This is a genomic window from Candidatus Aegiribacteria sp. (genome assembly GCA_021108435.1).
Classification (GTDB): domain Bacteria; phylum Fermentibacterota; class Fermentibacteria; order Fermentibacterales; family JCC-6; genus Aegiribacteria.
Genome location: JAIOQY010000098.1, coordinates 1 through 10,156 on the forward strand (window position 1 = coordinate 1; position 10,156 = coordinate 10,156).

9 protein-coding genes and 1 tRNA gene are annotated in these 10,156 nt (G+C 46.2%); 6 read left to right on the plus strand and 4 right to left on the minus strand.

Annotation, left to right across the window (positions count from 1 at the left end):
- Nucleotides 1-5 precede the first annotated feature (5 nt).
- The 3 genes from K8R76_05965 to pth all read left to right on the plus strand — a co-directional run bounded on the left by K8R76_05965 (nucleotide 6) and on the right by pth (nucleotide 1,369).
- Nucleotides 6-80: transfer RNA gene (locus K8R76_05965), tRNA-Gln, on the plus strand.
- A gap of 38 nt (nucleotides 81-118) precedes the next feature.
- Nucleotides 119-796 (plus strand): 50S ribosomal protein L25, encoded by a 678-nt coding sequence (locus K8R76_05970; GenBank protein ID MCD4847717.1) that lies wholly within the window; start codon nucleotides 119-121, stop codon nucleotides 794-796.
- 3 nt (nucleotides 797-799) lie between these two features.
- On the plus strand, nucleotides 800-1,369 hold the full coding sequence (gene pth, locus K8R76_05975) for an aminoacyl-tRNA hydrolase (GenBank protein ID MCD4847718.1): 570 nt from the start codon (nucleotides 800-802) through the stop codon (nucleotides 1,367-1,369).
- A 238-nt stretch (nucleotides 1,370-1,607) separates the two neighbouring features.
- On the opposite strand, the gene K8R76_05980 is transcribed toward pth, so the two are convergent.
- Complete coding sequence (locus K8R76_05980) at nucleotides 1,608-3,263, minus strand: hypothetical protein (GenBank protein MCD4847719.1); 1,656 nt, start codon at nucleotides 3,261-3,263, stop codon at nucleotides 1,608-1,610.
- A gap of 155 nt (nucleotides 3,264-3,418) precedes the next feature.
- On the opposite strand from K8R76_05980, the gene K8R76_05985 reads away from it, so the two are divergent.
- Genes K8R76_05985 through K8R76_05995 form a run of 3 tightly spaced genes read left to right on the plus strand, consistent with a single transcriptional unit; the run spans nucleotide 3,419 to nucleotide 6,498 of the window.
- A complete protein-coding gene (locus tag K8R76_05985; GenBank protein ID MCD4847720.1) occupies nucleotides 3,419-4,225 on the plus strand; it encodes a hypothetical protein in 807 nt (268 codons plus the stop codon).
- Nucleotides 4,222-5,538: a UDP-N-acetylglucosamine 1-carboxyvinyltransferase gene (murA, locus tag K8R76_05990; protein ID MCD4847721.1), complete on the plus strand. Its 1,317-nt coding sequence runs from the start codon at nucleotides 4,222-4,224 to the stop codon at nucleotides 5,536-5,538. Before K8R76_05985 ends, murA begins: the two co-directional genes overlap by 4 nt.
- Nucleotides 5,539-5,586: 48 nt before the next feature.
- Nucleotides 5,587-6,498, plus strand: coding sequence for a hypothetical protein (locus K8R76_05995; GenBank protein ID MCD4847722.1), 912 nt, complete (start codon nucleotides 5,587-5,589; stop codon nucleotides 6,496-6,498).
- Between the two features lie 47 nt (nucleotides 6,499-6,545).
- Here K8R76_05995 and K8R76_06000 read toward each other — a convergent pair whose 3' ends face one another.
- The 3 genes from K8R76_06000 to K8R76_06010 form a co-directional block, all read right to left on the minus strand.
- Nucleotides 6,546-7,220: a transposase gene (locus tag K8R76_06000; protein ID MCD4847723.1), complete on the minus strand. Its 675-nt coding sequence runs from the start codon at nucleotides 7,218-7,220 to the stop codon at nucleotides 6,546-6,548.
- Nucleotides 7,221-7,436: 216 nt separating this feature from the next.
- On the minus strand, nucleotides 7,437-8,498 hold the full coding sequence (locus K8R76_06005) for a hypothetical protein (protein ID MCD4847724.1): 1,062 nt from the start codon (nucleotides 8,496-8,498) through the stop codon (nucleotides 7,437-7,439).
- 13 nt (nucleotides 8,499-8,511) lie between these two features.
- A partial coding sequence (locus K8R76_06010; GenBank protein ID MCD4847725.1) for a T9SS type A sorting domain-containing protein occupies nucleotides 8,512-10,156 on the minus strand: 1,645 nt, incomplete at its 5' end.

A 10,156-nucleotide genomic window follows, 5' to 3' on the forward strand; every position in this document is an offset into this window, starting at 1 on the left:
ACTGCTGGGGCGTCGTCAAATGGTTAAGACACAGGGTTTTGGTCCCTGCATTGGGGGTTCGAATCCTCCCGCCCCAGCCATCATTCCAAAGTAATCGGAAGAAAGAAAGGATATAGTAATGCCTGAGAAAAGAACGCTGGGAATTGCCGAACGATTGGAGTTCGGATCCCGAATAGCAAGAAGGCTCCGTCGCACAGGAATTATTCCGGCTGTTGTTTACGGCAGAGGAGGCAGTGAGCTGACCGTTACCGTAAATGAAAAAGAGTTCATGGACACTGTAGGTTACTCCACCTCTACCGGTATCATTAATCTTAAAATGGGTAGAAAATCTCCGGTAACAGCAATTGTCAGGGATGTACAATGGGACATCATTACAGACAAACCTGTTCACATCGATTTTCTAAGAGTTTCCGCAGATCAGATAGTCTCGGTTCCAGTACATATACGCCTTGAGAGTATCCCAGTGGGTGTCACGATGGGTGGAGTTCTTGAACACACACTTCATGAGATTATCATCAAGGTTAGAGCGAAGGACATTCCAGGTTCCGTGACCGTTGATGTAGGACATCTTGAAATTGGTGATTCAGTTCATCTATCGGATATCGTGCTTGCGGATACTTTAACTCTGGATATGGACAGGGATCTGGTTGTGGCATCCGTTGTTGCTCCAAGTGTCGCGAAGGTCGAAGTTGAGGAAGAGGAAGAGCTTCTCGAAGGAGAGGAAGCTGCTGAACTCGAGGGTGAAGAGGAAGCAAAGAAAGAGAGTTCAGAAACTCCCGCCTCCGAAAAAGAGTAGATTTTGGCAAATCTCCGGCTTATCGCATGTCTTGGTAATCCGGGGAAGAAGTACTGCATGACATGGCATAACGCCGGCTTCTGGGTGGCCGATATACTGGCCAGAGAAGCCGGCGTTCAATTCATAGATGCAGGACTCTTTATTACTACTGTTCTACCGGATGGTCCGGACCTGATCAAACCTGCTGATTACATGAACAGAAGTGGTAAAGCAATAGCAGAATTTCTTGATATCAAAAATTATAATGCTGCTGAATTGCTGGTTATCTGTGACGATGTTAACCTTGATCTAGGTCATCTCAGATTAAGAGCCAGGGGCTCTCACGGAGGACATAACGGTCTGAGAAATATTATCGAATGTCTCGGTACCGAAAATTTCGCCCGCCTTCGAATCGGCATCGGTCCCGCACAGGATGGTTCTGATCTGGCAGATTTCGTTCTTGACAGCGTTCCTTCGAAACTTGAAGAGGAAGCTGCGCGGATGGCTTATGTAGCGGCAGATTGCGTAGGGCTCTATCTTCAAGAGGGGATCATTGCAGCGCAGGAGAGATACAATAGAAAACCTGTTCTATAGAGCTATCGGCAATCACAACAGTGACTGCCGATAATCTTTAAAGCTGTTCTAGCCCGGATTCATCACAAATACTCTACTGCAGCGACGAATACACCAGAGTCTACTTCGTTATTCTCATACATCCGTCCTCGACGTACTGTTCAAGTACGACTCCGGAGTCTGCATTCGAAAGCCTCGTATCCACTGCCGTCTACGCCGCTTCGCTACGAGTACCTGTGATGAATCCGGGCTAGCAGGATTACTGACTCAGCGCTCCAAACATCTGAATTGCCTGTCCTATGAACGCAGCCAGTCCCGTTCCTGATACACGGAAATGTTTTGTTACACCTCCGCCTGTAAAATCCACCTCTATTTCGAGCCAGACAGGATCTGCGTCGATGTAAGGCACCTCAAGTCCGGACATGGACATTGCCATGTTGAGATATTCCGGAACGTTGATCAGCATCGCGATTTCCGCTGAATCTGAAATATTCCGCATTGCAGGCATGCTCCCAACGGTCTCTCCCTGCCAGGTTCCAGCAATTATCTGAGGAACTATCAGGGGCTGCTCTGCCATCTCGAGGTAGAGGATTCCATCACTGACAGTCAGCCAGGCTTTCCATGAGACGTTCTGAGTGAGCGGAGCGCTGTCTTCCACATCAGACTGGAGTTCAGTCATATCCATATCCATGCCGAATGTGACCCATTCAATCCCATCAAGTTCCGCATACTGCACTTCTGAAAGGGAAAGACCGGGCATGTCAAGAATGTTTTCCATAATAGAAAACTGCATACCGTAAACCTCTTTTACCTGTTCAAGTCCGGTTCCTTCCGGCATCTCGTAAACAGCTATGATATGCATCGGGTTGTCAGGATCACTGGTCATTGACATCGCAGTATTACGAGAGCATTGAGCCCAGAATGTGACCATGTCTCCGGGAATATCTTCTATGCCTATGGCACCAAACACAGCATTCATTGCCGCCTCACTGGTCAGAGGATCTATACTGATCCTGGCAGCGATTGAGTTACCGGCCGGCACTAATCCTGTCATATCGTCAATTTCAACCGGAATGATAAACTGGTCAAGAGATGATCCGGGTACAAATCTCACAGAAGAAGTTCCGGTAACATATTCAGATTCAAATGATAGTACGAAATCAACAGAACTTGTTTCCAGCAGGATAAGATTGATTAAATCAAAATACATTCCAAGTACTTTTTCGGTGATCTCTGCCTCCGCACCGTCTGTAGTATCCATACCGGCAATTATCGTTGGTTTAAGCATAGCAAGCTGGCTGGCAGCCATAGGGCCAAATGACGCTATATCCGCGTAGAAGTAGAAACTTCCATCAGGAATACCGGGTAATGAAGCGGGCAGGGATCCGTCAATTCGTTCAAGCATGCTTTGAAGCCCTGCTCTGCTGCCCGCGCCAAGGAGAAGTCCACGAGTATCGCAGAAATACAGTTTGCCGAAATCGACATCAATTGTGCTGACTTCATAACCATCCAGCGGCTCACCGGCTTCGGGAGTCAAGCTTGTGTTAGCCCAGAAGACAGTAGCATCTGTGACAGACATGGCTACACCAATGCTCTGTGGCATCATGCTCTGCATGAAGAGAACAAGACTGCCATTAGTATCAATACCCAGTTTTGTTTCCACTTCAGCCATATCCGCACAATCAAGAAGTGATAGAATCCATCCTGAAACAGAGGTTTCCCCAAGAACTGGAACTCCGGAGCCATACAGATCAAGGGAGGAGATAACCGTTGCCGGATTGATAATGGCCATGGAGAAAAGAACATCGTCAGGAAGAATATCCAGGGCGGATATCGGAGCATCATCCTCCGGTTGAGCACCACATGCAGCAAATAGTGCTGCAAGTACAACTGCGAACATCATTATTGTTTTCATAATTCCTCCAAAGAATTAGTAGTAACTGTTTTCATCAGCTTCAGTATATTATACATGATTACAGGAAATTTCAAAAAAATCCAGTAATTCCAGATGAATGAAGACGGATTTCCATCAGATTTGCAGGTTAGAACTTTGGGAATTAGTATATACTTATGAACAACGAACCCGATCTTTTTTCCAGCGCAGGCAATCATGGGGAAACCCGGAGGGTTCTGTATCTTGATACTGAAACCACAGGAATAGATACAGAAACATCACAGATATGCGAAGTTGCTTTTTTACTAAGCACTTACATCGGCTTTTCAAGAGTCGCTGATCAGGATATCGAATTGATTGAACTGGTACTGCCACAAGATCCAGTGCCTCCGGAAGCATCCGCTATTCATCACATCACAAACAGTATGCTGGAAGGAAAACCATCTATTGAGAGCATATCAGATAGCATTCAGGATCTTTTTTGTAAAGCAGACCTTATATGCGCTCACAATCTTCCTTTCGATCTGGGAATACTGACCCGGCAACTCCCCGGAATTTTCAGTGATATCAAACCTGATATGAAACTTGATTCACTCAGACTCTCCAGACATATCTGGCCTTCTATTCCCTCCCATGCGCTTCAGGTTCTGAGATACAGATTTGAACTGGATTCCAGTATTTCCGGTAATGCTCATAGAGCAATGTTTGACACAAAACTTGTTCGAGCTCTTGTAGAGTTCATCATTGAACAGCATTTAATAACTTCGGAGAACTGGAAGGAATTGATGGAATACACACAATCCTCATTGGAGATAAAGATATTCTCGTTTGGCAAGTACAGAGGCAAACTTGTAGAGGATATCGTAGCACAGGATGAAGATTACATCAGATGGCTTCTCCGTCAGCAGTGGGTACCCGATGATTATCCTGATCTTTATCACACTCTCCTTCGTAAAACTGGAAGGAAGGGAAGCAAAACATGACACTTCCACCATCCGATACATACATCGTCGAGGGAGGAAAACCGCTTTCGGGAGTCTTGAAACCTTCAGGCAGCAAGAATGCTGCTCTTCCAATTCTCTCCGCATGTATTCTTTCAGACCAGGATATTATTCTTCACAATCTACCTGAAATCAGAGATGTAAAAGCGATGCTTGTTCTTCTGGAAAGCATCGGTGTTAAGATATCCGCACTTGGTGGTAGCTCATACAGGTTGAATGCAGCATGTATAAATCCCTATAACATTGAAGAGGATATGTGCAGGGCGATCAGAGCATCTATTCTCCTCGCAGGTCCGCTCGTGGCAAGAACCGGTCGTGTGCAGCTTCCACCTCCCGGTGGGGATGTAATTGGAAGAAGAAGATTGGATACACACTTCCTGGTTCTCGAACAGATGGGTGCTGAAGTTGGTCTGGTTGACAGAAAACTTTCATTCTCGTCGAAAAAATTAAAGGGTACATCGATCCTTCTCGATGAGCCATCCGTAACAGCAACTGAAAATGCTCTGATGGCTGCAACAATCGCTGAGGGAGAAACCGTTATCTATAACTCGGCATGTGAACCTAATGTTCAGGATCTGGCAACAATGCTTGTTTCAATGGGAGCGGATATATCCGGAATCGGCACTAACAGAATTCATGTTGTCGGCAGAAACCATCTTCTTGAAGGCACGGAATATACAATAATGCCCGATCATATCGAGATCGGAAGTTTTATCGGTCTCGCTGCCTGCTGCAGTGGGAAAGTAGTAATTCCCGGTGTTCCGGATAATATCATTCAGCCAACTATGAATGGATTCTCCAAGCTGGGAGTAACTATTGAATTGAAGGATGACTCAATTATCATAGATGGCAGACGGCCCCTGGAAGTACAGCCTGATCGAGGTGGTTCAATTCCGACAGTATACGATGCTCCATGGCCGGGATTCTCACCGGATCTTACGAGTACTGCGGTAGTGGTGGCAACTCAATCCAGAGGAACCTCTCTAATCTTTGAGAAAATGTTTGAAAGCAGGCTCTTCTTCGTTGATAAGCTGGTCGCTATGGGCGCAGGCATCATTCAATGCGACCCTCACAGAGTAGTGGTTTCAGGTCCTTCAAAACTTCATGGAACAAATGTAAGCAGCCCTGATATAAGAGCAGGAATGGCACTTCTGACAGCTGCTCTTTGTGCAGAAGGAATCAGCATAATACGAAATGTACACCAGATCGAACGGGGTTATGAAAACCTTGTGAACAGGTTAAGAACACTGGGAGCCAGCATTACAGCCGGCCCTTCATGCATCAATAAAATGTAACGAATTCACCGGGTTTCAATCAATGAAATATCAGTATCGGAGTATACAATGAAATACATCACTATCGTATCGACAGTTATCCTGACAGTTCTATTTGCGGCATGCGGAGACAACCCTGCTGACCCGGATCAATGGCCTGACGGAGCATATCTTTTTGTTTCCAGCAACTTTCCTGACACATCTCTAGCCTGGTCACCATATGGAGGCATCCTTCTATTCTCATCATCTGACGGCTCATCTCCATGTTTATATGGTTTCGATGGAGTGGGATCTCCCGCACTCATGACATCCTCAAATCTGAATGAGTCAGTTGGACCAACAGGTTGCTGGAGTGCAGCTGAAGGAAAAGTCGTTTTCACAACCTTTTCCGGAAACACAAACTCGGATATATGTACTGTTCCGGGATACACCGGGTATATCACTGTTATACTGAGTGATGGTCTGAAACACCTTCATCCAACATGGTCCCCCGACAGTGACTCTCTGCTTTTCTGTACGTATTCTGACTCATACTGGGGTCTCTGGAAAGCGGAGTATAACGTGGATAGTCTTACATGTAATTCCTTCTATACCCCATCATTTGATTGCCTGCGCCCTTCGTATTCACCTGATGGACAGTGGATACTATTTCAGGTTAATGACGGTACACAATCGGATATCTGGCTCATCAGTGCAGATGGTTTTAATCCTCATGCCGTTATTGAAAGCAGTTCCGATGATATTCATCCATGCTGGGGACCCGAGAACGACTGGTTTGCCTTCTCGTCGGACAGGTCAGGACAATGGGATATCTGGATCAGTGATTTAGATGGCAACCTTGTTCAGATTACTGATGATCCCGGAAAGGATATTTACCCGGCCTGGAATCCAGAATCCGGCTGGTTTGCCTTTTCGTCGGATAGATTAGGTGGTACAGATAATTATGACATCTTCTCAATCGATGCTCCCGCATACAAATAATACCAACAGTGCCACCCACTATTAAAACGACATCGTTTTAATCGATTTTAGTGCTTTATGTGAGATTTATTCACCTGTATTTCATTAACACTATTTATCCTGAATTTTCTATTTGTCTGTCTTTCTATTGTCCTGACGAATTCTGCTTCACCGCATGGAATACCGTTCTTTGTTCTCCTTCGAATAAGATCCATTTCAACAGGATCATATGTAAGATATTCCCTCCAGTTTGTGAATGAGTCAAGAATAACAGGTTCACGAACCAAAGGGTCATGTTCAATTAATCCCATGTGGAATTTCGTGCTTGACCATCTATAGTCCCAGGCTTTCCTGACAATTCCTGAACGTACCGGATTACGAAGAATATATCGCACTGCAGCATAGTAATGTACTGAAGACATGGGTGTTGAATAGAATCTTCCCTGGAACAATCTTCCCTTTACACCTTTACGTTCATTGAAATTATTCGCATACGCCCAGTGAGCTGATCCAATTGCTTGAGACAGGCTTTCCTCGCTCTCAGGAACAGCAATCAAATGTACATGATTAGACATCAAGCACCAGCACTTGATTTCAAGTTTGTACTTGGTGGTATATTCAGAAAGCATCCTGAGATAGAAGTATCTATCCTTATCACATTCAAATATATTGATCGACCGCACCCCACGCTGTGTTACGTGATGCGGTAATCCAGGTACGACAACCCGTGTTATTCTTGCCATACATTCAGTGTACGCGTTTTCCGCGATGAATGCAAGTTTTTCAGGATATATGTTAGATCAGATGTCAATTTTATTAGTGGGTGGCACTGTTCTGATTCGATGTCGTTTTTATTGGTGGGTGGCACTGTTGGGAAGCCCCCTGGCATTGTTGCCAGGGGGCTTCTTATCAGAACCAGAACTGAACACTATTAGAACTGAACTCCGAACTTTACAGTTCTATCCTTCGAAGTTCAGCATATCCTCGATCACGGCCATCAGTTCGACCACGAATCCAGGATCATCCGGATCAAGATATGTTCCGTATCCTTCACTTGTGCAGGTGAACCATGCGAACTTGAACGCCTGATTCGCATAAGCTGTCGCTGCTGCTGTGCCTTTCAACTGAACGTTGTTGATTACCTCGAGTCCGACATAATCCTTGCCGGAACCAAACGAGTAATCGGCATTTATCTGATCAAGTCCCCATGCAGCCGCACAACCCAGTAGAGGATCTCCATTCTCACCTCTGATGTCCTGCAGCATGACGATGCCTGCAAGAGCGTCATAAGTGTACTGAGTCTCGGAACCTGACGAAGTGAAAGTTCTGTATCCGTAACTCATCTGATCATCAACGTTGACCCAGACGTAGTAGTTATCTCCACCGATACTCATTTCCGTTTGTGGAGCTGTCATGTAGATCAATCCTCCGGAAATGCTGTCCACTGTAGATGCTGTACCTGTGTATGAATTAGTGGCAGTGAACATCGCTATCGGATCACTCTCCAGAGGCTGGAAACGGTAAGGAATCGGATCATCATCAATGATATCCTCAATCTGTTCCGCCACCCAGACCATTCCTGAATCAGCAGTCATCTCAAGGATCGGATCCAGCACTGCAGGTGGAAGATCCGGATGCAGACATTCGAAAACGGTCCACATCGTGTCCTGCGCCTGAGATTCACTTGGAGTCATTATCGGGAAGGTCTCTGCATCCAGCTGAATTGCCATGTAGAAGTAGTCGTCAGCGATTCGCCATTCATCACTCACGAATAACGCTGACCAACCCGCTCCCACGAAACCTTCAATACCCTGGACATTGCAGTCTATGGCATCTTGGAAATAGTCGAGAGCACCAGTATTCTGCTCATTCGCGAATATTTCATCCTCATACTTATCCCAACCTCGATCGAGGAATCCCTGGTAGAAGTATGGTTCGGGAATATCGGTCGGAAGCTGGTCTCCGCAACCGCTCAGCAGTACGAGGGAGCCCAGGATCGCTATTGCTATTTTATGTTTCATTTCTCCCTCCTTCCTACTCTATCCGAAGCATCTTCTGGGTAACTGTCTCTCCACATGCCTGCAGTCTGCAGAAGTAAACTCCTGCTCCGACTGCATGGCCGGTTTCGTCAAGACCATCCCAGATAAGACTATGTTCAGCTGCCATCATCTCCGTGTCGGAAAGAGTCCTGATGGCTCTACCTGTCATGTCGTAGATTGTTACACTTACATGTCCCGTTGACGGCAGCGAGAAACTGATTGCAGCTTCCGCGCTGAACGGGTTGGGATATGTACCGCTAAAGCGGAAATCGGCAGGAATCTCCGGTGATGATACACCGGGAGACGAGCCAAATGCGTAATTTCCACCATCGGAGACCGCAGCGCTCATTCTGCCGTTTTGGAACCAGCTTTCCAGTCTGCTCCACCCGTCGGCGGTGTATCTGTATACAGCACCTTCGGAATTCTCAGCAGGGAACGAAATCACTGCATCAATAGATGGAATGCTCACCGGTCCGGCAAGAATGCCGGTCAACTGGCCGCGAACAGCTTCGAGCGAAGTCTGTGTTTCCACTGCAAGACCAAGCATGTCCGATTCACACATACTGACCATCGTACCGGGAGCCGAAGCTCCAGCAGCGACATTCAGATGTATGTCATTCATGCTGAGTGTCAGACCGCCAGATGTTACGTAGTCAACAGATACAGACATGCTGTTATCAACAGAGAATCCTGTACTGTCATAACCTGCGATATGAAGAGTATAGGCTCCTGGTTCCCACGCGGTGAACCTGTGGGACCAGAGAGTTTCGTAAAAGACTGACATGTTGAAAAGATTGGAAGTATCAGACGTTGTCTCTGTAGCTGTAAAGATAGGTCCGTACCAGTCAAATCCTTCCGGAATACTGTCATACAGAGTGGTATACAGAGTGATGTACTGATCGTTAACATTATTCTGGTGGGCTGACAGAAGAACATCAGGTAAATCCGTATCCTGCGATAGAACGAACCTGAGATCACTCTGTCCGCCTTCGTTGTTGTTTGTAGTGATCAGGTAGGCTGCGCCACCTGAAAGCTCGAATGAGCCAGTGTAGAAATCGTTCATGGGAACGGTATCAATGGAAAGGATTCCTGTTTCGTCCTCGTTAAGAGCCACAACTAATCCCGTCCATTTTCCGTCGAGTACTGAACCTGATCCGCCGTCATCCGAATACATGCCATTGAAGTACATGGTCGGGAAGTCGGCGTAGTCACCTCTAAACTCAACGAATTGCGCAGCCCAGATCGCAGCTTTCATTCCCTTGGTTTCACTACCTATCCATACATCCAGCGGGTAACCTGATGAGAAGCGTTTTACGAATGACATCGAATTACCTATAAACCCGAAATCAACGGTATCGGGGAGTATATCATACGTATATATCCCGCCGAACGATTCATCCTTCAGATCGTTGACAAGGTTGCAGATAAGCCAATCGTTATAGATAGGTACGACATTGGTCTGGATGGCAACACTGTCAGGAATTGAAGAGTCTATCGCTCTTGCTACGTTGAGCATGGAAGTCGTGTCGGATTGAGCAATGGTATTCAGGATAGTGTCGTCAAAACGCTGAGAAAGATACATCATCCAGAGGAATTCAGCACCTCTTGCTATGCAGTAATCCTTCAGATGCTGACCTTCT